This is a genomic window from Nocardioides jishulii (assembly GCF_006007965.1).
GTDB classification, from domain to species: Bacteria; Actinomycetota; Actinomycetes; order Propionibacteriales; family Nocardioidaceae; genus Nocardioides; species Nocardioides jishulii.
On the sequence record NZ_CP040748.1, the window covers coordinates 3,169,947 to 3,191,982 of the forward strand.

Below are 22,036 nucleotides of genomic sequence, written 5' to 3' on the forward strand. Positions count from 1 at the left end.
CTGCGCTCCTAACGTCTCTGGTCTCCAGCCGCGCACGGTGCACGCACAGACGTGGAGACACTGGGCTCAACGCCCAGCACCAGCCTACGTGTTCCCGGTGACAGGGCCAGTCCCTCCGCTCACAGCGAACAGTGCCGTCGCCCTCGGGACGTCGTGCCGCGCGATCAGCGGCCGCGGCGCACGACCAGCGTGACCTTCTTCGGCGCCGGAGCCCTCACGTACGGGGTCCCCACGTGCCGCACCCGCAGCTGGTGGCGACCGGGTCGCTGCGCCGGCAGGACCAGCCTGGCCCAGCCGTTCCTGCCCACCGTGGCGCGCACGACGCGGCGCCCGACCTTGACGGTCACCCGCCCCTGCGGGACCGCCGCGCCCTTCACGTAGGTCTCCGAACCGGGGAGCGTGCGTACGCGCACCCGCAGGGACACCTTCCTGCCGCGCGGGCGGGCGACCTTCGCAGGCACCCGGAGCTGGGCCAGGTCGGGCTTGACCTTGTAGCTGCGCGACGTGGCCACGCCGACCGGCACCCCGGGCACGTGGAGGCGCTCGCGCACCTTGATCTCACTCCCGACGTCGGCCGCGGTGATCTCGTACTCGAGTCCCGACGCCCCCGCGATCACGCGACCGTCGCGCAACCACTGTCGCTCGATGCGGCTGGCGCGCAGCGGCTCCCACAGGGCCGGGTCGACCCGCAGGACGTAGCCCCGGCCCCTGGCCGGTGTCGCGGAACGCTGGACGAGGGGGTTCCACATGGCGTTGGGGGCCGGCGCCTGCGGGGCGGGGAGGCGACCGAGGTCGATGAGGTGGAGCTGACCGCCGGAGACGTGCACGACGCGGTCACCGTCGGCCGAGAGGTCGTGGCCCGCCTCGCCGTCGACGCCGCGCGCGACGGTGCGCGTGGTGCCCCGATCGACGTCACGCACGACCAGGTCGGTGCCCGTGTCGCGCGTGAGGGCGAAGAGCACCGTGCCGCCGTCACGGTCGGCCACCGGGGTGGCGGAGGTGCCGGTCAGCGACCACCCCTTGTCCTCGACGTCGGCCTGCACCTCCGAGCCGGCGGCGAGCGTACGCAGGTGGGTCGCCCTGCGCGGGCGGTCGCCGGGCTCGCGCTGCGGGCGTACGAGCGCGAGGCTGCTCCCGTCGGCGCTCAGCGACGGCGAGGCCCCGGGCGCCACGTCACGGTGGCTCACGCGGTCGGACCCCGACGCACGGGTGGCCAGCACGACGCTGGAGGCACTGCTGCTGGAGGCGTTGCGGGTGAAGGCGATCCGGGTGCCGTCGGGGTTGACGCTGGGCTCGGTGAAGTCGGCGCCGGCCCGGTCAGGCGAGACGAGGCGCAGGAGGGACTCCCCGCGGCCGCCGACCTCGGCCAGCACGACGTCGCTGCCAGCGCCTGAGCCCGCGCCGTGGAACGGCTTGTCGATGATGTCGGTGGCGCGGGTGGTGAAGACGACGTGCGTGCCGTCCTCGGAGATCTCGGGTTCGGCCGAGCCCTCGTTGCCCGGCGTCCGGTCGACGACCTCGCTGGAGACGAGCCGGGTGATGCCCCACCGCACGTCGGTGACGTAGACCTGCGACGCCGGGTCCCAACCGGTGGAGTGGCCGGCGGAGTGGCGGGTCCAGGCGATGACGTTCCCGTCACGGCTGGTCGAGGTCTGCGCGACGGAGCCGCCGCGGTCCTCGACGCCGGTCGTCACCCGGGTCGTCTCGCCGGTCGCCGTGTTGTGGCGGTAGAGACCGCTCGTACCGTCGACCGCGCCGGCGAACGAGATCCACACTCCGTCGGCCGAGAGCGAGGGGTCGGAGACGACGACACCCGGCGGGACAGGGATGCGCGCGGCCCCGACGTGGGGCGCAGCTGCCCCGGCGGCGACGAGCGCCGACCCGGGAAGCGCGCTCGACACCAGAGCCGCCGTCACGGCACACGTGAGCAGAGCTCGGCGCATCGATTCACTTCCCCATGGTCGACACCCGGGCAGGAGACACCGGGCCTCCACAGCATCCCCCGGCTCTCGCGGAGCGACGACCCCGATATTGGGGAGGTGAAGCACGACAGAGCCCGGCCTCCCCTGGGCGGGGACGCCGGGCTCCGTCGGTGCGTCAGGTCAGTTCGCGGCCTCGTACGCGGCGACGACGCTGGCGGGCACACGCCCGCGCTCGGAGACGTCGTAGCCGTTGGCCTTCGCCCACTCGCGCACGGCCTTGGTGTCGGTGCCCGAGCCGGAGCTCTTGCGGGCGGCGCCACCGCGCCGCGACCCGGTGACCTTGCGGGCGTGGCCCACGTAGCCGGAGAGTGCGTCGCGGAGCTTCTGGGCGTTGGCGTCGGTGAGGTCGATCTCGTACGTCGCTCCGTCCAGGCCGAACGTGACGGTCTCGTCCGCGGGGGAACCGTCGAGGTCGTCAATGAGGACGATGCTTACCTTCTGAGCCATGGAATTCCTCTGCATTGGGGGACGAACAATTAAAGGGAACCGTACTCCCTTTTCCGCGTCTCGGAAAAGGCGAAGCGCATTCTGGCATGATTTGGCCGCTTTCAAGCAACGCCCGATCGGGCCATTTCATTGACCTGGGCGAATACGACCGCCCCCACCCGCGGCCTTTTCCTTGAATGAGCCACCCACACCGAGTCGCATTTGGATTCCATGCCGTTCGCATTCAACGGCGGGTGATGCGCACCTGGATCCGGACGGTCTCGGCACGCTTGACGTGCGGGGTGCCGGCGTACGAGACACGCACCGTGTGACGCCCGACTCCCAAGCCCTTGAGCCGCACGGTCATCCGCCCGTCGGCGTCGACCTTCACCGCTTTCGAGCGCTTGCCCCCACTCACTTGGACCTTGCCCTGGGGGCGGACCCCGAAGTCGTGGCGCACGCGCACCGTGACCACCACCGGGGCGCCGGCCTTCACGCGCGAGCGGGCGACCTTCGCCGTCAGGTCGCTGCCGGGCTTGACGGCCTTCGTCGCGGCCGAGACCGCGGACACCGGCTCGCCCACCACGGGGGTGAGCGTCTCGCGCACCGCGATCCGCTTGCCGAAGTCGGCCGGCGTCACGACGTACGTCCGTGCCTTCGCCCCGGGAATTGGTCGACCGTTGCGCAGCCACTGGTAGGTGGGTGTGAAGCCATCGGCGTCCTCCCACGTGCCGGCCTTCGCGACGAAGGAGTACGACGGCCCCTTCGCCACCTTGGCGCGCGCCTGGGCAGGGAGGGCGGTGTTGACGGGCACGGGCGGCGCGACGGGTTCCCCGAGGTCGGCGGTCCAGGCGGTCGTGCCGTCGACGCTGAGGGCGGCGAAGAGGACGTGGCGCCCCGTGCCGCTGATGGCGGCACCCGAGACGCCGAACGCCGAGCCCGGGTGGGCGGTGGAGACCCACGTGGTCGTCCCCCGCGCCACGTCACGCACGAACACCTCGACCGCGAGACGCCCGGGGCCAGACGTCATGGCGGTGAAGAGCACGAAGCGGCCGTCGCTGCTGAGCTCCGGGGTCTGCGAAGGGCTGCGCATCTCGCCGGAGTCGTCGGTGCTCGCTCGCACGGTGGCGCCCGCCGCGACGGTCGTGACGAAGACGCCGGAGTGGGGGAGCTCGGGAGATCCCCCCTCGGCCACGAGGTAGGCGACCTTGCGCCCGTCGGCGCTGATCGCCGGCTCGCTGGCCGCAGCGCCACCGGCTGCGCGCGAGACCAGGGCGAGCGCCCCGGTACTGCGGGTGCGCACCACGACGTCGTCGGTCACGTCGGTGTCGCCGCTGACCAGGTCCTGGTCGGTCACGAAGGCCACCCGGTCGCCGTCGGCGCTGTTCACCGGCGACCCCGACTCCGTGGCGGCGCCGGCGCCCGAGATCCGTTCGACCTCACCGGTCGCGATCTCCTTCACCAGCACGTCGCTGCCCTCGCCACCGGTCCCGTCGGCGAGGTTGGTGGAGTAGGTGGAGAACGCCACGGCCGTGCCGTCCTCGCTGATGTCGGGACTGAACGAGTGTCCGTCGCCGGGCACGCCGTCCGCGGTGGCCGAGACGGGGCGGCTGGTGCCGGACGGACGGTCGAAGACCCGGACCTGCACGGTGGGACCGACGCCGTAGGTGCCCGTGCCGAGGACGTACGCGATGCGGTCGCCGTCGGCGCTGATCGAGAGCTCACCGACGGGCGTGGCCCCGGTGAAGAGCGGCGTCGTGACGCCCGTGGTGCGGTCGGCGACGTAGAGGCCGAAGGTCGCGCCCGCACTGCCCGTGTAGGCGACCCAGCGACCGTCGGCGCTCATGTCGAGCCCGGACGGGTAGCCGCCCAGCGCCACGCCGGCGGGCGGCACCACCTGGACCGGGGACGGGTCGGCGGCCTGCGCCGGCCCGGAGACGGCGACCAGGGCTGCGAGCAGCACCCCCACCACGACGACGGACACCCTGCTGGCACGACTGTTCATGCATCCTCCCAGGACCGGCCGCCCCGGGCACGAGACGATCGAGTCAAGGATGGCGTGAACCAGGTCACATGGCCAGCGTTCTCACCGACGCGTGACGCGCACCCGGACCCGGACGGTCGCGGCACCCTTCACGTGAGGGGTGCCGGCGTACGAGAACCGCACCGTGTGACGCCCGACCCGCAGGCCCTTGAGGCGCACCGTCATCCGCCCGTCGGCGTCGACCTTCACCGTCCGCGACCGCTGGCCCGACCTCACCGCGACCTTGCCCTGCGGGCGGACCCCGAACGCGTGCGAGACCTGCACCCTGCACACCACCGGGGCACCCGCCTTCACCCGCGAGCGGGCGACCTTCGCCGTCAGGGAACTGGCGGGCTTGACGGCCTTCGTCGCGGCCGAGACCGCCCACACCGGGTCACCCTCCGCGGGCGTGAGGGTCTCGCGCACTGCGATCCACTGGCCGAAGTCGGCCGGGCGCACGACGTACGTCGTCCCGGTCGCCCCCGCGATCGGACGGCCGTTGCGCCACCACTGGTAGCTCGGCGTGAGGCCGTCGGCGCCCACCCAGACGCCCGGGGTCACGGCGAGGGAGTACGACGGTCCCGTCCCACTCCCGATCTCGCCGGTCGGGAGCTGGGAGTTGATCGGGACCACGGGCTCGGGATCGGGGAAGGGGGCCGGTGTCGGGTCGCCGAGGTCGTGGGACCACAACGTCTGCTCCGAGGACTCCTCGGAGTAGCTCAGGTAGGAAAGGAGCACGTGACGGCCGGTGCCGCTGATCGCGTGGCCGAACGCATAGCTCGTGCCCGCCTGTCCCCCGGCCGAGACGAGCCTGGTGCTCCCCAGGGCGAGGTCGCGGACGTACACCTCGATCGCGCGTGACGGCGGATCCGTCACGACGCCCGGGAGGGCGCTGAAGAGCACGAACCGGCCGTCGGCGCTGAGCGCGGGGAGGACCCCCGGGCTCCTGAGCAGCCGGTCACCGTCGAGGCTGGCACGCACGGTGGCACCCGTCGCGAGGTGCGTGACGAAAACGCCCGAGACGAGCATGCCCGGACGGCCACCCTCCTGGACGAGGAAGGCGACCCGGCTGCCGTCGGCGCTGATCGACGGCGCGGTGCCCCCGGAGTCAGGAGCGCGGGAGGCAAGGACGAGGGCCTCGGTGCTGCGGGTGCGGACGACCACGTCGGCGTTCTGGTCGGTGTCCGCATCGACGAGGGCCTCGTTGGTCTGGAAGGCGACCCGGTCGCCCTCGGCGCTGATCGACGGGGCGCTTGACTGCGCCGTGACCTCGGTGCCCGAGATCCGTTCCACCGCACCGGTCGCGAGCTCCTTGACGACGACGGCGCTCGTGGGGCCGCCGATGCCGCCAGGACCACCAGTGCCGGGAGCGAGGTTGGTGGCGCGCGTGGTGAAGGCGACCGCGGAGCCGTCGCCGCTGATCTCGGGATCCCACGAGGCCGCGTTGCCGGCGACGCCGTCCGTGGCGGAGACGAGGCTGCTGCTGCCGGTGGAGCGGTCGAGGAGGCGCACCTGGGCCTCGCCCTCGAAGGAGTCTCCGACCTCGCCGAGCACGTAGACGATGCGCTGGCCGTCGTCGCTGATGGAGAGGGTGCCGATCGGGGCGTCGCCGGCGACGAGCGGTGTCGTCACCCCGGTCGTCCGGTCGACGACGTAGAGCCGGTGGGTCGTGCCGGCGGCGCTGGTCGTGGTGCCGGTCCAGGCGATCCACCGGCCGTCGGCGCTGAGGTCCTGCCCCGAGGGGCTGCCTCCCTGGGTCACCCCGTCGGGCGGGGTGACCGGCACCGGGCCGGTGTCGGCGTGGGCCGGGGCGACGGTGGCCGGGGCGACGGCGGCCAGCGGTGCGGCGAGCAGCGCCCCCACGCCGAGGACGGACAGCCTGCGGACCCGACGACCGGTCATTGACCCTCCCCCAGTGGGGCGCCCAGTGGGCGCAACCCTTCCAGCATGCCGCGGCCGGGGCCGCGCCGCCAGAGGCTCAGCAGTTGCGCTCGTGCACCAGACGCAGGCCCTGCAGGGTCAGCCACGGCTCGTGGTCGGTGAAGCACTCGACCTCGTCGAGCAGCAGCGGCGCGTGGTGGCCCGTCGCGATCACCCGCACCTCCTCGGGTGACACGCCGAGCTCTCGGACCATCCGGGCGACCAGCCCGTCGACCTGGGCGGCGACGCCGAAGACCATGCCCGACTGGAGCGCCTCGACGGTGTTCTTCGCGATCGCCTGACGGGGACGCAGCAGCTCGACCTTGCGCAGCTGCGCACCGCGCCGGCCGAGGGCATCGAGCGAGATCTCGATGCCGGGCGCGATGGCGCCACCGACGTACTGGCCCTTGGGGTTGACCACGTCGTAGGTGATCGCCGTGCCGAAGTCGACCACGATGGCCGGACCTCCGTAGAGGTGGAGCGCGGCCAGGGAGTTGATGATGCGGTCGGCGCCCACCTCGCGGGGGTTGTCCATCAGCACCGGCACCCCGGTGCGTACGCCCGGCTCGACGACCACCGCACGCAGGTGCGCGAAGTGGGCGGCGAGCATCTCGCGCCACTCGTGCAGCACCGACGGCACGGTCGCACAGACGGCGATGCCGTCGACGTCGTCGAGGAGCCCTTCGTCGACGAGCAGGCCACGCACCAGCACCGACCACTCGTCGGCGGTACGCCGCTCGTCGGTGGCGACGCGCCAGTGCGCCACGACCTCCTCGCCGTCGAGGACACCGAGGCTGGTGTGGGAGTTGCCGATGTCGGCGGCCAGCAGCGTCATGGGGTCACTCCCCCCCCTCAGTCCTCGTCCAGGTCGAGCCCCAGGTCGAACACCTTCACCGAGTGGGTCAGCGCACCCACGGAGATGAAGTCGACGCCGGTCGCTCCCACCTCGCGGGCGCGCTCCAGGGTGAGTCCGCCCGAGGCCTCCAGCACAGCCCTACCGGCCGTCAGGCGCACGGCCTCGGCCATCGTCTCGTTGCTCATGTTGTCGAGCAGGATGCGCTCGCAGCCGACCTCCAGCAGGTCGCGCAGCTGGTCGAGGTCGGTCACCTCGACCTCCACAGGGAGGCCGGGGAACCGGGCCCGGATCGCCTCGAGGGCCGGCACGACGCCCCCGGCGGCGATCACGTGGTTGTCCTTGACCATCGCCATGTCGTTGAGGCCGAAGCGGTGGTTGACGCCGCCCCCCATCCGCACCGCGTACTTCTGCAGGGCACGCCAGCCCGGCAGCGTCTTGCGGGTGTCGAGGACCTGGGCGCCAGTGCCCTGGAGCGCGTCGACCCAGTGCATCGTCGCGGTGGAGACCCCCGACAGGTGCGAGGCGAAGTTGAGGGCGGTGCGCTCGGCGGTGAGGAGGCCGCGGGCGGGGCCGGAGACCCGCATCACGACGTCGCCCGCCTCCACGCGGGTGCCGTCGGGGACGCGGTCGGTGATGTCGACGGTGTCGCCCATGACGGCGTGGAAGACGAGGGCGGCCACGCCCAGGCCCGAGACGACGCCGGCCTCACGCGCACCGAAGACTCCCGAGGCCCGGGTCTCGTCGGCGATGGTGGCGGCGCTGGTCGTGTCGGTCTCGCCGGGTGGGACGTCCTCGAGCAGCGCCAGGGTGAGGTGGTTCCACAACGCCTCGACGTCGAGCCCGGCATCGGTCAGCTCGGCGACGAGGCCGGCCGGCACCTGGCCCAGGGTGATGGTGGGCAGGGTGACGGCGGGCAGCTCGGAGGCGGGGTTCGTTGTCGCCATCTCAGGCTCCCTTCACGACGGACGGATCGGTGGCCGGTGCGGCGACGAAGTGGGTGGTGGCGCGGCCGTCGACGAGGCGTACGTCGACGTGCCCCCCGCCGAAGCGGAGGTCGTCGCGCTCGGCGAAGTCGTCACGCCAGTGCGAGCCGCGGGTCTCCTCGCGCAGCAGCGCGGCGAGGGCGAGGGCGGTGCTGACGGCGACCAGGTTGGTGGTCTCCCAGGACGGCGTCGCCGGCGTGGCCGAACCCCGTTGGCCGAGCTCGGCGAGCACCTCGGCCGCGGCGACCAGGCCGGCGGCGGAGCGCAGCACGCCGACCAGGTCGGTCATCACGCCCTGCAGCTGGCTGCGAGCCTCGGGGTCGACGAGCCCGGGCACCCGGGCGTCCTCGACGGCGGGGGCCCAGGGTCGCAGCTCGGAGGGGAGCACCTCAGCGATCCGCCGCGAGAAGACGAGGCCCTCCAGCAGCGAGTTGGAGGCGAGACGGTTGGCGCCGTGCACGCCGGAGCAGGCGACCTCGCCGGTGGCGTAGAGGCCGGGGACGGACGTACGCCCCCACAGGTCGGTCGCGACCCCGCCCGAGGCGAAGTGGTGGGCCGGGGCGACCGGGATCAGGTCGGTGCTGGGGTCGACGCCGTGGAGGCGGCAGGTGGCGAGGATGGTCGGGAAGCGCTGCTCCCAGAACTCCGCGCCGAGGTGGCGGGCGTCGAGCCACATGTGCGGACGCCCGGTCTCCATCATCCGGCGGGTGATCGCCTTGGCGACGACGTCGCGCGGCGCCAGGTCGGCCAGCGGGTGCACCCCGGCCATCAGGCGGTTGCCCTCGAAGTCGACGAGGAAGGCGCCCTCGCCCCGGACGGCCTCGGAGATCAGGGGCTGCTGCCCCGTGGAGTCGGGGCCGAGGTACATCACCGTCGGGTGGAACTGGACGAACTCGAGGTCACGCAGCGCCGCGCCGGCCCGCAGCGCCAGGGCCATCCCGTCGCCGGTGGAGACGCTGGGGTTCGTGGAGGCGGAGAAGACCTGCCCGAAGCCGCCCGCGGCCAGGACCACGGCCCGGCAGCGCACCGCCCCGACGCCGTCGTGCTGCCCCTCGCCCATCACGTGCAGGGTCACGCCCGCGACCCCGCCGTCGGCGGCGAGCTGGAGGTCCAGGGCCAGGGCGTGCTGGATGACCTCGATCTCGGGAGCCGCGGCGACCGCGGCGATGAGGGCGCGCTGGATCTCCGCACCGGTGGCGTCACCGCCGGCGTGGGCGATCCGGTCGCGGTGGTGCCCGCCCTCACGGGTCAGCGACAGCTCTCCGTCGTGGTGGTCGAAGTTGGTGCCGAGCGAGATCAGCTCGCGCACCGCGTCCGGGCCCTCGGTGACGAGGACGCGTACGGCCTCGACGTCGCAGGCCCCCGCGCCGGCCACCAGGGTGTCGACCTCGTGCTCGGCCGGGGTGTCCCCCGGGCCCAGCGCCGCAGCGATGCCCCCCTGGGCCCACTGGGTCGAACCGGCGGCCAGCACGTCCTTGGTGACGAGCAGGACCTTGCCGACGCTGTCGCGCAGTCGCAGCGCAGCGGTGAGTCCGGCGATGCCCGAGCCGATGACCACCACGTCGGCCTCGGTGCTCCACCCCGGCTCGGGCGCGTCGAGGCGCCCGGGCAGCGCCGGGGCGAGGTGGGTCGAGGGAGGCGTCATCGCACTCGTGCCAGCTTGTCGATCGCTCAGTTGGCCACGAGGTCGCCGCGGACGAGGTCGTCCGCGCCGAACGTGTCCGCCGGGTCGGCCGAGGTGCCCATGATCCGGTTGTCCTTGTCGACGAAGACGACGTTCGGCTCGAACTCCTTCGCCTCGGCGGTCTCCATCTGGCCGTAGGCGATGAGGATCACCAGGTCGCCCGGGTGGACGAGGCGGGCGGCGGCACCGTTGATGCCGATGACGCCCGAGCCGCGCTCGCCGGCGATCGTGTAGGTCTCCAGACGCGCGCCGTTGTCGATGTCGACGATGTGCACGAGCTCGCCCGGGAGGATGTCGGAGGCCTCGAGGAGGTCCTCGTCGACGGTCACCGACCCCACGTAGTGCAGGTCTGCCTGGGTCACGGTGGCCCGGTGGATCTTGGACTTCATCATGGTGCGCAGCATCAGCTGTCTCCTTCAGTTGCGGCGGAAGCTGCGGCACGGGCGAGGTGACGCGGGACTCCCAGGACCAGGGGCATGTTGTCGATGAGTCGGGTGGCGCCGACGCGGGCGGCGACGAGCACCCGCGCGGGCGTCTCCTCGGTGATCTCCGCCGGCAACGGCGAGAGGTCGGGACGTCGGAACTCGAGGTAGTCGAGGTCCACGCCGTGCGCCTGGCGCAGCTCGGCACGCGCTGCCTCCACCGCGACGTCGAGGCCGTAGCGGGCCGCTTCCTGCGCGGCACGCAGGGTGTGGCTGAGCATCGCGGCGCGGCGGCGCTGCTCGGGGTCGAGGTAACGGTTGCGGCTGCTCAGCGCGAGGCCGTCGGGCTCACGCACCGTCTCGGCGCCGACGACCTCGACACCGGTGCAGAGGTTCTCGGCCATCTGCCGGATCAGCACGAGCTGCTGGTAGTCCTTCTGGCCGAGGACGGCGACGTCGGGACGCACCAGCCCGAACAGCTTGGCGACCACCGTCAGCACGCCACGGAAGTGGGTCGGGCGGCTCACGCCCTCCAGCTCGAGCGCCAACGGGCCGGGGTCGACGGTGATGGCCTCGTCGGTCTCACCGGCGCGCACGCCACCGGGGTAGACCTCGTCGGGCGACGGGGCGAAGACGACGTCGACGCCCTCGGCGGCGCAGACCTCCAGGTCGGCGTCGAGCGTGCGCGGGTAGCGGTCGAGGTCCTCGCCGGGCGCGAACTGCAACGGGTTGACGAAGATGCTCACCACGACGCGGCCGTTCGGGCCGACCTGGGCCCGCGCCTCACGCATGAGGCTGGCGTGGCCCTCGTGCAGGGCCCCCATGGTGGGGACGTAGGCCACGCGGGCGTCGCCTCGGCGGGCGTCGGCGAGCAGGCCGCTGAGCTCGGCGCGGCTGCGAGCCAGCGCCGGGGTGGGGTGGGTCATCGGATCTCCTGGTGCGGCGTACGTCCCTGGCCGCGGTCACTGCGCTCGGTGCCGGCCCGCTCGAGCATCGCCTGGATGCGGGAGGCGCGGATGGGCAGCAGTCGACCGTCGGTGACCACTCGGGCGAGGGTGGCGCGAGCGAGCGCGACGTACGAGTTGAGGGTCTGGGGTGCGTGGGCCGTGATGTCGGCCAGGTGGGCGGAGACGGTCTCGACGTCGCCGCGCACGATCGGCCCGGTGAGGGCCGAGTCGCCGGAGCGCAGCGAGTTGTCGAGGGCGGCCTCCAGCAGCGGGCGCAGTGTGCCGGCAGGATCGTCGGCGCCGGCGGCCCGCAGCATCTCCATGGCCTCGGTGACCACGGTGACGAGGTGGTTGGCGCCGTGCGCGAGGCCGGCGTGGTAGAGCGTGCGGTGCTGCTCGGGCACCCACATCGGGCTGCCCCCCAGGTCGGCGACGAGGCTCTCGGTGAGCTCGCGCTCGGCGGCCGGGGCGGTGACGCCGAAGACGCAGCCCGACAGCCGGGGCAGGTCGACGGCGGTGCCGGTGAAGGTCATCGCCGGGTGCAGGGCGATGGTGCGGGCGCCGACCGCGGTGGCGGGGGCGAGCACGGCGAGGCCGTGACGTCCCGACGTGTGGACGACGACCTGCCCGGGGCGTACGGCACCGGACGCGCAGAGCACGGTGACGACGTTGGCGAGCATGTCGTCGGGCACGGTGAGCAGCAGCAGGTCGCTCGCGCGAGCGACCTCGCTGGGCTTGGCCACCGGTACGCCGGGGAGCAGGGAGGAGATGCGCCGGCGCGAGGCGTCGGACTCACCCGCGGCCGCGACGACGTCGTGGCCCGCAGCGCGCAGGGCAGCGGAGAGGACGGCACCGACACGACCGGCGCCGACCACGCCCACCTTCAGGGTGGTGGTCATTCAAGGCCTCACGTTTCAGTCCCACCGACCATCCCCGTGGGGACCGGTGTGGGTACCAGACGATTTGCTCTGATGTTGCGGTCAACGTGAGCGTACGCCGCGTTGTTCCACCGCGGGAATCCAGCCCGCCTGTGACCTGCGCCACCGACCCTCAGGCCGGGCGGCGGTGGCGCGGGTCGTCGACCTTGAAGGGCCGCGGCGCGCGCGGCATCCACTCGTGCGTCACGTGGTCGACCACGTGGACTCCGGCGGGAGCGTCGATCTGCACCACGCCGGTCGGCACCCGGCCGTCACGCAGGGCGTGGAACACCTCCCACTCACGACGCTTGCGGTGGTTGCGCAGGCTGGTGGCGAACGACTCCGGGTCGCTCCAGTGGGCGAACTCGTCGCCGTCGAGCCACTTCAGCTCCACGCAGAGGCCCTGCGGCAGCTCCACCTGTCGGTAGGTCTCCGGCGTCGTGCGGATCTCCCACTCGGGCGCCTTCGTGTAGACGAAGTCGGGGCCGATCGGGAAGCCCCACTCCTCGGCGTTGCGCAACCCGAGGTCGAGGTAGGCGCGCTGGGGCGACTCGACGTAGAGACTGTGGCGCGGCAGCCGCACGACGGTCTGCGAGGAACCGACCTGCCACGAGAGCGACCTCATCGACAGCTCGCCCTCGCGGGTCAGCACCATGTCGCCGTCCCACTTCCACGAGTAGCGGGTGGAGACCTGCGCGAAGCACCAGTTGTAGAAGTAGGCCAGCGAGTGCACCGACCGCTCCGGGGTCGCGCGGTGCTCGGCCCCGGCTCGCGCCACGTCGAAGGGGTAGTGGGCCACGGTGAGCTTCGCCGAGTGGCCCTCGGCCGCGGCCACCCGAGCAGCCTCCACGGCGGTGCCGTCGGTGGAGCCGTTGTCGACGACCAGCACCTCGTCGACCGCCCGCAGCAGCGGCGGGAGGGCGTACGCGAGGTTCGGCGCCTCGTTCTTGACCCGCAGCACAGCGGTGGCCCCGCGGCGCAGGGGCTCGTCGCGCCGCCACGGCCAGGTCACGTCGAAGTCGGCGTGCCCCTCGAGGTTGCGGATGCCGTCGCCGGTGGCGAGGGGGTTCATCGGGGCGTCACTGACCCTCGCGCTGAGGGCCCTGCGCGTCGCGCCCACGGTCCTGCGCGTCGCGCTCACGGCCCAGCGCCTTGCGGACCCCACGGCGTACGCCGGCAGGGATCTTCGCGCGGACGTCGTGCGGCACGAGGTCGACCAGGGAGTGGGGGGCGGCAGGCGCCGGCTCCACCACCGCGGCCTGGCGGGCGCGGACCTTGCGCGCCTCGTCGCCGCGGGCCGCGACGGCCGTGGAGCGCGCGATGGCCTCGGACTCCTCGTAGAGGTCGGTGTAGGCCTCGCGCAGCTGGTCGAGGACCGCGTGGGCGGCCGGGGTGTCCTCGGCCGGGTCGGTGAGCAGGTTGAGCTGGTCCCAGGTCTCCTGGGTGAGCTCGTGCAGACGCTTAGGCAGCCCGAGGTCGGCGAGCGTGACGGTGACCCGGCGCAGGTTGGGGTCGACGAAGCGGTGCACCGCGCGGATGTTCTCGGAGTCGGCGTGCAGCACCGCGCGCAGGTCGAGGTGCTCGGCCATGTCGGTGGTGGTGCGGACCCAGTCGGTGAGCAGGTCGGCGTAGCGCACGAAGGTCCGGCCACCGCCCTGCTCGTCGCTGCGGGTGGCGCGCTCGGTGTGGAGCAGCATGTTGACCCAGCCGGCGGCCAGGTGGGCCGAGCCGAGCTTGTTGGCGTAGTACTTCTGCTTGGAGCCGACCACCTCGGCGGGCGGGCGCAGCATGGTGGCGAAGACCGGATCGGCGCCCACGCGCAGCGCGCCGACGCGCCACAGGCCGAGGAACCAGCTCAGGCGCGGGTCCTTGACGACCAGCTCGGGCGCGACGGCGAAGTGGCTCTCCAGCCAGTCGGCGACCTTGATCCGGGCGGGCTCGCGGGCCTCGACCCGGCCGGTGTCCAGCCACGCCGAGGGGCGGGCGTCGCTGACCTGCACGTTGACCTCGGCCAGCCAGCGGTCGTGCTGCTCGACGCACCACTTCGGCTCGCCGAACCCCTTGGGGTTCGACTCGTCGGCGACGACCTCGGGCTGCGGGACGTGCATGCCCAGGATCGAGACGATGCCGGCGAGCGTGCTGGTGCCGCTGCGGCCTGCGCCGGCGACGAAGAGGACCTTGCGAGGGGTGGCGCCCTCGTCCTCGGTCGGGTCGATCGGGCGAGAAGTCGGAGCCTGCGTCACAGTCGGGGAGCCTACTGCATGGCACCCCTAGACTCGCCGCCATGAAGTGGCTCCGGAAACGTCGTCCCACGGTCGGGGTGGTCGTCCCCGCCTGGGGCGTGGAGCGGTGGCTGCCGGCCACCCTCGACAGCCTGATCGCCCAGAGCCACACGTCGTGGCAGGCGGTGGTCGTCGACGACGGCTCCCCTGACCGTTCCGGCGAGATCGCCGAGGCGTACGCGGCCCGCGACTCCCGGATCAGCGTGCTGCACACCCAGAACGGCGGGCTCGGCGCTGCTCGCAACCGAGGCGCGGCCGTGGTCGAGGGCGACTACCTCGCCTTCGTCGACTCCGACGACGTGCTCCCGCCGGACTCGTTCGCCACCTCGGTCGCGACGCTGGAGGCGTCCGGGTCGGACTTCGTGGCTGCCTGCCTGCTGCGCGTCGAGGCCGAGCCACCCACCGGCCGCGGCGTGGCGGTGCCCCCGTGGATGGCCCGCATGCACGCTCCTGCGCTGACCGGCGCCCGGATCGCCGAGCGGCCCGAGATCCTCGGTGACGTCTTCGCGCACAACAAGATGTTCCGCCGCTCCTTCTGGGACCGCGAGCGCCTCGCGTGGCCCGAAGGGGTCCGCTACGAGGACCAGCCCACGACGACGCGGGCCTTCCTCGCCGGCCGCTTCGACGTCTCCCCCGCCGTCGTCTACCACTGGCAGATCCGCACCGACGGCACCTCCATCACCCAGCAACGCTCCTCGCTCGCCGACCTGGCCGACCGCTGGACGACCAAGCGGATGGCGCTCGACTCGGTCGTGGCCCATGGCGACGACGACGTCACCCGGGTCTTCATGACCCGGGTCCTGCCGGGTGACCTGTGGGTCTACCTGCACGCGGTGCCGGGCTGCTCCGACGCGTGGTGGGCCTCGTTGCGCGAGGGGATCGTCTCCCTCTGGGGCCCCGACGGCCTGGGCGACTCGATCCTCTCCCCCGCCATGCGGCTGGCGGCCTGGCTGGTGACGCAGGACCGCCGCGAGGACGCCACCCGGTTCGTGACGTACGTCCTCGGCCTCGACGGGCGGCCGGTGCCGCGTACGCCCGACGGCGCCGCCCTGGACGTGCCGGGCGACGTCCTCGCACCCGGCTCGGTGCCGCCCGAGCGGCTCCGGCTCACCCGCTGACGCAGCGCCTACTCACACGCTGAGCTGGCCCCGAGCACGACGACGCCCCCGGAGCCGGGGCTCCGGGGGCGTCGCGACGACTTCTCAGGCGCGCTTGCGCACGTCCTTGGTGGCCTCGATCTTCCAGGCCTCCAGCTCGGCGCGCAGGGCGTCGATCTGGACCTCGAGCTCGGCGACCGCGACGATCGCGTCGGCGGCGCGGCTCTCGCTCTCCTCCAGGGAGGAGGTGAGGCGCTCGACGGTCGACTCGGCGAGGTCGGCGCGGCGAGCCTCGCCGTTCATCTTGAGGGTGGAGGTGGCGGCCCGCTCGAGGGCCTTGCCGAGCTCGACCTCGAGGTGACCGATGACTTCCTCACGCTCGGCGATGCGCGCACGCATCGACTGGGCGAAGGCGACGTTCTCCGCGGTGCGGCGGGCGGTGATGTCGCGGTACGCCTCGGCCTGGCGGGCGCGGTCGGCCGCGGCGTCGCGGCGGGTCTGGGCCAGCTCGGACCAGGTGATCCGGGTGGAGGCGGCGCCCAGGGCGACGGCCGTGAAGGCCGACAGGAGGACCAGCATGAACTGGCCGGTGACGGTCGCACCCAGGACGAGGGCGGCCGCGAGCACGAGCAGTCCGGCGGCGACGGTGATGCGAGTGGAGCGCTGGCGTCGGCGGGCGCTGGAACGGGGCGACGGGGAAGTCATGACCCTCAGGTTAGAGATGAGGGTCAGACTTCGGGACGCGACACGCCCATTCGAGGAACTTGCCTGCGACGAGAACGGCCGCGGCACCCCCCGCAGCAGCCATGGCGACCCCCACACGACCGAGCAGCAGGTCGGGGTGGGAGTCGAACCAGGTCACGCCGTAGCCGACGTAGCCTCCGGCCAGCAGTGCCCCCACGAGCGTGGCGGCGCGGGCCAGCACGAGCCGGTTGACCATCCGATGGGGGTCGAGGGTCGCCCCACTGCTCCGGACGGCACGGCGCGTCTGCACCGCCACCCCCGCCAGCACGGCGGCCAGGAAGACCAGGGCCGCCACCTGGAGCCAGGAGACCGGTGCCGCGTCGTCGAGCAGGTCCACCAGGTCGCGGGTGGCCCACCCGAGGATGGCGCCCACGACGGCGGTGGCCGTCAGGGGGCCGGGGCCCAGGGGCGAGAGGTGCTTCGGCGACAGGTCCTGCTGCCCCTCCTCGTCATCGGGAGGGGGATCGAGGGGGTGGCGGTCGCGGCTCACGGGAGTTCGAGGGCGATGTCCTCGCGCTTGACCACCCCGGTCGTGTCGACCTTCTCCAGGAGCTCGGCGACGGGGCCGTGGTCGAGGAGCACGGCGTCGGACTCGAGCTCGTGCCACGGCACGAGGACGAAGCCGCGCTCGGCAGCACGCGGGTGGGGAAGCACGAGGGTGTCGTCGTTGGCGCGACGGTCGCCGACCTGGATCAGGTCGATGTCGAGCGTACGAGGGGCGTTGCGGACGTCGGTGCGCTCACGGTCGAAGGCGACCTCGACGGTGAGGGCCCGCTCCATGAGGCGGTGGGCCGGGAGCGTGGTGTCCAGCAGCACGACGGCGTTGAGGTAGTTCTTCGACCCCTCGGGGGCGCCGACCGGCTCGGTCTCGTAGACGGAGGAGACGCTGGTGAGCCACACGTCGGGGGTGTCGGCCAGCGCGTTGACCGCACCCTGGAGGGCGTCGAGCCTGTCGCCGAGGTTGGACCCGATGGAGACGACGACGCGGCGGATCGGATGCATCTCCCCGGTCAGGGCGTCGGCGTCGATGATGTGGGGATTCGGCGTCTCAGTCACGTCTGTGTCCTCTTGTGTCTCGTGATGCTCAGGGTCACGTCCTTGAACGTGGCTTCAATCGGCGCATCCGGTTTGTGCACGACCACTCGGACCCATTCAACACGTTCACCGGTGAGGGCCACGTCGGCAATCCTCTGGGCGAGCGTCTCGATGAGGTCCACGGGGTCGTTCTCGACCGCTTCCTTGACGCGGTCGACCAGAAGACCGTAGTGCTCGGTGTCGGCGAGGTCGTCACTGGCCGCCGCCGGACGGGTGTCGATGCCCAGCGTCAGGTCGATGACGAAGACCTGTCCCTCGCGGCGCTCGAAGTCGAAGACACCGTGGTGGCCGAAGCACTCGATGCCGGTGACGGTCAGCTCGTCGGTCATGCGTCCTCCTGCACTCGCCGGCCCTGCGCGGCGGCCAGACGGCGCCACACGGCCAGCGCGTCGGTCGTCGCGCGTACGTCGTGGACCCGCACGCCCCACACCCCGCGCTGGGCCAGCAGCAGCGACAGCGCCACGCCGGCGTGCTCGCGCTCCGGGATCGGTCGGGGGCCGTCAGGGCCCGCCAGCAGCGACCCCAGGAAGCTCTTGCGGGAGGCTCCCACGAGCACCGGGAATCCGAGCGCCTCGACCTCCTCGAGACCACCCAGGAGCTCCCAGTTCTGCTCGCCGTCCTTGGCGAAGCCGAGGCCGGGGTCGAGGACGAGCTGCTCCGCTCGTACGCCGGCGGCCAACGCCGCGTCGACGCGGGCGCCCAGCTCCTGGCACACGCCGGCGACGACACCGTCGGCGTAGTGGGTGAAGCGCTGCATCTGCTCGGCATGGGCACGCCAGTGCATCGCCACGTAGACGGCACCGCTCTGTGCCACGACGTCGAGGATCTCCGGATCGGCCAGCCCGCCGGAGACGTCGTTGACCACCACGGCGCCGGCAGCGACCGATGCGGCCGCCACCTCGGCCCGCATGGTGTCGACGGAGACGGCCACGCCACGCGAGGCGAGCTCGCTGATGACCGGGACGACCCGGTCGAGCTCCTCGGCCAGCACGGGACGGGTCGCGCCCGGACGGGTCGACTCCCCGCCCACGTCCAGGAGGTCGGCGCCGTCGGCGATCAGGCGCGTGGCGTGCTCGACGGCGAGGTCGGTGCTGGCCCAACGCCCTCCGTCCGAGAAGGAGTCGGGGGTGACGTTGACGATGCCCATCACCACCGGGCCCGGTCGGCTCGGCTCGGGCAGGGCGAAGGGCTGGGTCACCGCGTCCCGGACCGGATCAGGGCCATCGCCTCCGAGCGCGTCGCGACGTCACGCATCTGGCCGCGGACCGCAGAGGTGATGGTGCGGGCGCCGGCCTTGCGGACGCCACGCATGGTCATGCAGAGGTGCTCGGCCTCGACCACCACGATGACGCCGCGGGCCTCGAGGATCTCGGTCATGGCGTCGGCGATCTGCGTGGTGAGCCGCTCCTGCACCTGGGGGCGCTTGGAGTAGACGTCGACCAGGCGAGCCAGCTTGGACAGCCCCGTGATCTTGCCGCTGGTCGCCGGGATGTAGCCCACGTGGGCCACGCCGGTGAACGGGACGAGGTGGTGCTCGCACATCGACCACAGCTCGATGTCGCGGACCAGGACCATCTCGTCGTGCCCCAGGTCGAAGGTCGTCGTCAGGACGTCCTCGGCGCGCTGGTGCAGCCCGACGGTGAGCTCTTCGTACGCCCGGGCGACACGCGCCGGGGTGTCGCGCAGCCCTTCACGCTCCACGTCCTCCCCCATCGCGGCGAGGAGCTCGCGCACGGCGGCCTCGGCCCGGGGGTGGTCGAAGGCAGGGACGTCGGCCGGGTCGCGCTCGGTCACGGCGACGGGGTCGGTCACTGCTGCTCCGTCGGGGTGGTGGGCGGACCGGGCGGGGTGGTGGGCGGCGCGGGGTTGACGCTCGGGTCGCCGTGGACGTCGCCACCGGGACCGGGCGGGGTGATCACGGCACCGGCGGAGCGCTCCTGCGCGACGGCCGCGGCCTGGGCGGCGTCGCGGTCACGCACGTGCTGCGGGACCTCCACGGGCGGCAGCTGCGAGGGGACGCGACGCTCCGAACCGGTCCACGCCGGGCGCGCGGGGCGGCGGCGCAGGGGCTCGAAGATCTCGGCGACCTCGGCCTTGTCGAGGGTCTCCTTGTCCATCAGCGCCAGCACCAGGGCGTCGAGGACGTCACGGTTGTCGTCGAGGATGTCGAACGCCTCGTGGTGGGCGTTGTCGAGCAGCCCGCGGACCTCGGCGTCGACCTGTGCGGCGACGGCCTCGGAGTAGTCGCGGCTGTGGCCCATGTCGCGGCCCAGGAACGGCTCGGAGTTGTTGCTGCCGAGCTTCACCGCGCCGAGCGTCTCGGTCATCCCGTACTGGGTCACCATGGCGCGAGCCACGTTGGTGGCCTTCTCGATGTCGTTGCCGGCGCCGGTGGTCGGGTCGTGGAAGACCAGCTCCTCGGCCGCGCGGCCTCCCAGCATGTAGGCGAGCTTGTCGAGCATCTCGCTGCGGGTCTGGGAGTACTTGTCCTCGTCGGGCAGGACCATCGTGTAGCCGAGCGCGCGACCGCGCGGGAGGATCGTGACCTTGTGGACCGGGTCGGTGCCGGGCAGGGCCGCGGCGACCAGGGCGTGGCCGCCCTCGTGGTAGGCGGTGACGAGCTTCTCGTGCTCGCTCATCAGGCGGGTACGACGCTGCGGGCCCGCGATGACGCGGTCGATGGCCTCGTCGAGGGCCGCGTTGGTGATCAGCTTCTCGCCGTTGCGGGCGGTCAGCAGCGCCGCCTCGTTGAGCACGTTGGCCAGGTCGGCACCGGTGAAGCCGGGCGTACGCCGCGCGACCGACAGCAGGTCGATGTCCTCGGAGATCGGCTTGCCGCGCGAGTGGACCTTGAGGATCTTGTAGCGGCCGTCGAGGTTGGGTGCGTCGACCTGGATCTGGCGGTCGAAGCGGCCCGGACGCAGCAGGGCGGGGTCGAGCACGTCGGGTCGGTTGGTCGCGGCGATCAGGATGACGCCGCCGCGCACGTCGAAGCCGTCCATCTCGACGAGGAGCTGGTTGAGGGTCTGCTCACGCTCGTCGTGTCCACCGCCCATGCCGGCACCGCGGTGGCGACCGACGGCGTCGATCTCGTCGATGAAGACGATCGCGGGCGCGTTCTCCTTGGCCTGCTCGAAGAGGTCGCGCACGCGGGAGGCACCCACGCCGACGAACATCTCGACGAAGTCCGAGCCGGAGATCGAGTAGAAGGGCACGCCCGCCTCGCCGGCGACGGCGCGCGCGAGCAGGGTCTTGCCGGTGCCGGGAGGGCCGTAGAGCAGGACGCCCTTGGGGATCTTGGCGCCGACGGCCTGGAACTTGGCGGGCTCGGCGAGGAACTCCTTGATCTCGCTGAGCTCCTCGAGGGCCTCCTCCGCGCCGGCGACGTCGGCGAAGGTGGTCTTCGGCATGTCCTTGGTGATGAGCTTGGCCTTGGACTTGGCGAACTGCATGACGCCGCGGCCGCCACCGCCCTGGGCCTGGTTCATCAGGAAGATGAAGAGGAGCACGATCAGGGCGAACGGCAGGAGGGTGATCAGCAACGAGCCGAGGACGCTCGGCTGCGGCACCTCGGTGTTGTACTCCTTGATGTTGCCCTCGGCGAGCTGCTTCTGGACCGCACGCTCGATGTCGTCCTGCGTGCCCGTCAGCCAGTAGGCCGTGACCTTGTCGTTGTCCTTGCGCACGCCCTTGTCGAGCGTCGCCTGGATCTCCTGGTCGCCGTCGACGAAGGTGATCTCGTCGACCTCACCCTTCTCGATGTACTCGTTCATCTGCGAGGTGGTGATCTCGTCGTACCCGTCACTGGGCGCGAGGAACTGGATGGCGAGCAGCACACCGAACGCCGCCAGGACGACCCACAACCACGGGCCCTTGAAAATGCGCTTCACAGGCTTCGAAAATGCGCTTCACAGGCTTCTTTCCACTCCAGGATCGACCGACCAGCAGACGCCGACGACGCTACACGCCGCCACCCACACGTGGGCCGACGCAGCCAGCACTCGCCGCCGAGCGGTCATTCTCGCAGGCGGGGCGAAACGCGGGTTGCCGTGGTCAGGATCAGGAGTAGACGTGCGGCGCGAGCGTGCCGATGTCGCGCAGGTTGCGGTACTTCTCCTTGTAGTCGAGCCCGTAGCCGACGACGAACTCGTTGGGGATGTCCCACCCGACGTACTTCGGCTCGACGGGCATCGACAGCGCCTCGGGCTTGCGCAGGAGGGTGGCGATCTCGATCGAGGCGGGGCCGCGGGTGCCGAGGCTGTTGACCAGCCACGACAGGGTGAGGCCGGTGTCGATGATCTCGTCGACGATCAGCACGTGGCGGCCCGAGATGTCGGTGTCGAGGTCCTTGAGGATCCGCACGACGCCCGACGACTTGGTGCCGGAGCCGTAGGACGAGATGGCCATCCAGTCCATCTCCACGTGACGCGGCAGGGCACGAGCCAGGTCCGCCATCACCATCACGGCACCGCGCAGCACGCCGACCATGAGGATGTCCCGACCCTCGTAGTCCTCGTGGATCTGGAGGGCCATCTCTGCGAGTCTGCGCTGGATCTGCTCCTCCGTGAAGAGGATGTTGACCAGATCGTTCTCAACGTGGGAGGACTCCATGGGCGAGACGATACATGCCACTTCCGGCGCGGTTTCGAGCGCGGGAG

Annotated in this window: 21 protein-coding genes; 1 reads left to right on the forward strand and 20 read right to left on the reverse strand. The window is 72.2% G+C overall.

Features of this window, described 5'->3' with window-relative positions; all coding sequences use genetic code 11:
* Positions 1–164: 164 nt before the first annotated feature.
* From FCL41_RS15120 to FCL41_RS15175, 12 genes are all read right to left on the reverse strand, one after another.
* Entirely contained in the window at positions 165–1,901 is a 1,737-nt protein-coding gene (locus FCL41_RS15120) for a TolB-like translocation protein (protein ID WP_137064852.1), read from the reverse strand.
* Between the two features lie 201 nt (positions 1,902–2,102).
* Positions 2,103–2,429 carry a histone-like nucleoid-structuring protein Lsr2 gene (locus FCL41_RS15125; RefSeq protein ID WP_137064851.1) on the reverse strand — a complete coding sequence of 109 codons (327 nt, stop codon included), beginning with the start codon at positions 2,427–2,429 and terminating at the stop codon, positions 2,103–2,105.
* A gap of 223 nt (positions 2,430–2,652) precedes the next feature.
* Positions 2,653–4,413, reverse strand: coding sequence for a TolB family protein (locus tag FCL41_RS15130; protein ID WP_137064850.1), 1,761 nt, complete (start codon positions 4,411–4,413; stop codon positions 2,653–2,655).
* An 81-nt stretch (positions 4,414–4,494) separates the two neighbouring features.
* A complete protein-coding gene (locus FCL41_RS15135) occupies positions 4,495–6,333 on the reverse strand; it encodes a TolB family protein (RefSeq protein ID WP_137064849.1) in 1,839 nt (612 codons plus the stop codon).
* Positions 6,334–6,409: 76 nt separating this feature from the next.
* Positions 6,410–7,186: a type III pantothenate kinase gene (locus FCL41_RS15140; protein ID WP_137064848.1), complete on the reverse strand. Its 777-nt coding sequence runs from the start codon at positions 7,184–7,186 to the stop codon at positions 6,410–6,412.
* Between the two features lie 17 nt (positions 7,187–7,203).
* Positions 7,204–8,151: a carboxylating nicotinate-nucleotide diphosphorylase gene (gene nadC / locus FCL41_RS15145; RefSeq protein ID WP_137064847.1), complete on the reverse strand. Its 948-nt coding sequence runs from the start codon at positions 8,149–8,151 to the stop codon at positions 7,204–7,206.
* A 1-nt stretch (position 8,152) separates the two neighbouring features.
* Positions 8,153–9,835 carry an L-aspartate oxidase gene (locus FCL41_RS15150; RefSeq protein ID WP_170970183.1) on the reverse strand — a complete coding sequence of 561 codons (1,683 nt, stop codon included), beginning with the start codon at positions 9,833–9,835 and terminating at the stop codon, positions 8,153–8,155.
* 26 nt (positions 9,836–9,861) lie between these two features.
* Positions 9,862–10,278 (reverse strand): aspartate 1-decarboxylase, encoded by a 417-nt coding sequence (gene panD / locus FCL41_RS15155; protein ID WP_137064846.1) that lies wholly within the window; start codon positions 10,276–10,278, stop codon positions 9,862–9,864.
* Positions 10,278–11,222 (reverse strand): pantoate--beta-alanine ligase, encoded by a 945-nt coding sequence (gene panC, locus FCL41_RS15160; protein ID WP_137064845.1) that lies wholly within the window; start codon positions 11,220–11,222, stop codon positions 10,278–10,280. Before panC ends, panD begins: the two co-directional genes overlap by 1 nt.
* Complete coding sequence (locus FCL41_RS15165; protein ID WP_137064844.1) at positions 11,219–12,142, reverse strand: Rossmann-like and DUF2520 domain-containing protein; 924 nt, start codon at positions 12,140–12,142, stop codon at positions 11,219–11,221. Before FCL41_RS15165 ends, panC begins: the two co-directional genes overlap by 4 nt.
* A 151-nt stretch (positions 12,143–12,293) precedes the next feature.
* On the reverse strand, positions 12,294–13,301 hold the full coding sequence (locus FCL41_RS15170; protein WP_239021668.1) for a hypothetical protein: 1,008 nt from the start codon (positions 13,299–13,301) through the stop codon (positions 12,294–12,296).
* Positions 13,240–14,403 (reverse strand): sulfotransferase family protein, encoded by a 1,164-nt coding sequence (locus tag FCL41_RS15175; RefSeq protein WP_239021669.1) that lies wholly within the window; start codon positions 14,401–14,403, stop codon positions 13,240–13,242. The genes FCL41_RS15170 and FCL41_RS15175 overlap by 62 nt, the downstream gene beginning before the upstream one ends.
* A 41-nt stretch (positions 14,404–14,444) precedes the next feature.
* Between FCL41_RS15175 and FCL41_RS15180 the strand changes: the two genes are divergently transcribed.
* The gene (locus FCL41_RS15180; RefSeq protein ID WP_137064842.1) at positions 14,445–15,560 is read left to right on the forward strand and encodes a glycosyltransferase family 2 protein; all 1,116 of its coding nucleotides are present in this window, start codon (positions 14,445–14,447) and stop codon (positions 15,558–15,560) included.
* 84 nt (positions 15,561–15,644) lie between these two features.
* Here the strand turns inward: FCL41_RS15180 and FCL41_RS15185 are convergent, their stop codons facing one another.
* From FCL41_RS15185 to hpt, 8 genes are all read right to left on the reverse strand, one after another.
* The gene (locus FCL41_RS15185) at positions 15,645–16,244 is read right to left on the reverse strand and encodes a hypothetical protein (RefSeq protein WP_137064841.1); all 600 of its coding nucleotides are present in this window, start codon (positions 16,242–16,244) and stop codon (positions 15,645–15,647) included.
* A gap of 10 nt (positions 16,245–16,254) precedes the next feature.
* Positions 16,255–16,773 carry a DUF3180 domain-containing protein gene (locus FCL41_RS15190; RefSeq protein WP_170970182.1) on the reverse strand — a complete coding sequence of 173 codons (519 nt, stop codon included), beginning with the start codon at positions 16,771–16,773 and terminating at the stop codon, positions 16,255–16,257.
* On the reverse strand, positions 16,770–17,339 hold the full coding sequence (gene folK, locus FCL41_RS15195) for a 2-amino-4-hydroxy-6-hydroxymethyldihydropteridine diphosphokinase (RefSeq protein ID WP_137064839.1): 570 nt from the start codon (positions 17,337–17,339) through the stop codon (positions 16,770–16,772). The genes FCL41_RS15190 and folK overlap by 4 nt, the downstream gene beginning before the upstream one ends.
* Positions 17,336–17,707, reverse strand: a complete 372-nt coding sequence (gene folB / locus FCL41_RS15200; protein ID WP_137064838.1) for a dihydroneopterin aldolase — start codon at positions 17,705–17,707, stop codon at positions 17,336–17,338. Before folB ends, folK begins: the two co-directional genes overlap by 4 nt.
* A complete protein-coding gene (folP, locus tag FCL41_RS15205; protein WP_476739137.1) occupies positions 17,704–18,576 on the reverse strand; it encodes a dihydropteroate synthase in 873 nt (290 codons plus the stop codon). Before folP ends, folB begins: the two co-directional genes overlap by 4 nt.
* Complete coding sequence (folE, locus tag FCL41_RS15210) at positions 18,573–19,190, reverse strand: GTP cyclohydrolase I FolE (RefSeq protein ID WP_170970181.1); 618 nt, start codon at positions 19,188–19,190, stop codon at positions 18,573–18,575. Before folE ends, folP begins: the two co-directional genes overlap by 4 nt.
* Positions 19,187–21,268, reverse strand: coding sequence for an ATP-dependent zinc metalloprotease FtsH (ftsH, locus tag FCL41_RS15215; RefSeq protein WP_138868072.1), 2,082 nt, complete (start codon positions 21,266–21,268; stop codon positions 19,187–19,189). The genes folE and ftsH overlap by 4 nt, the downstream gene beginning before the upstream one ends.
* 169 nt (positions 21,269–21,437) lie before the next feature.
* Positions 21,438–21,989: a hypoxanthine phosphoribosyltransferase gene (gene hpt, locus FCL41_RS15220; protein ID WP_137064837.1), complete on the reverse strand. Its 552-nt coding sequence runs from the start codon at positions 21,987–21,989 to the stop codon at positions 21,438–21,440.
* Positions 21,990–22,036 lie beyond the last annotated feature (47 nt).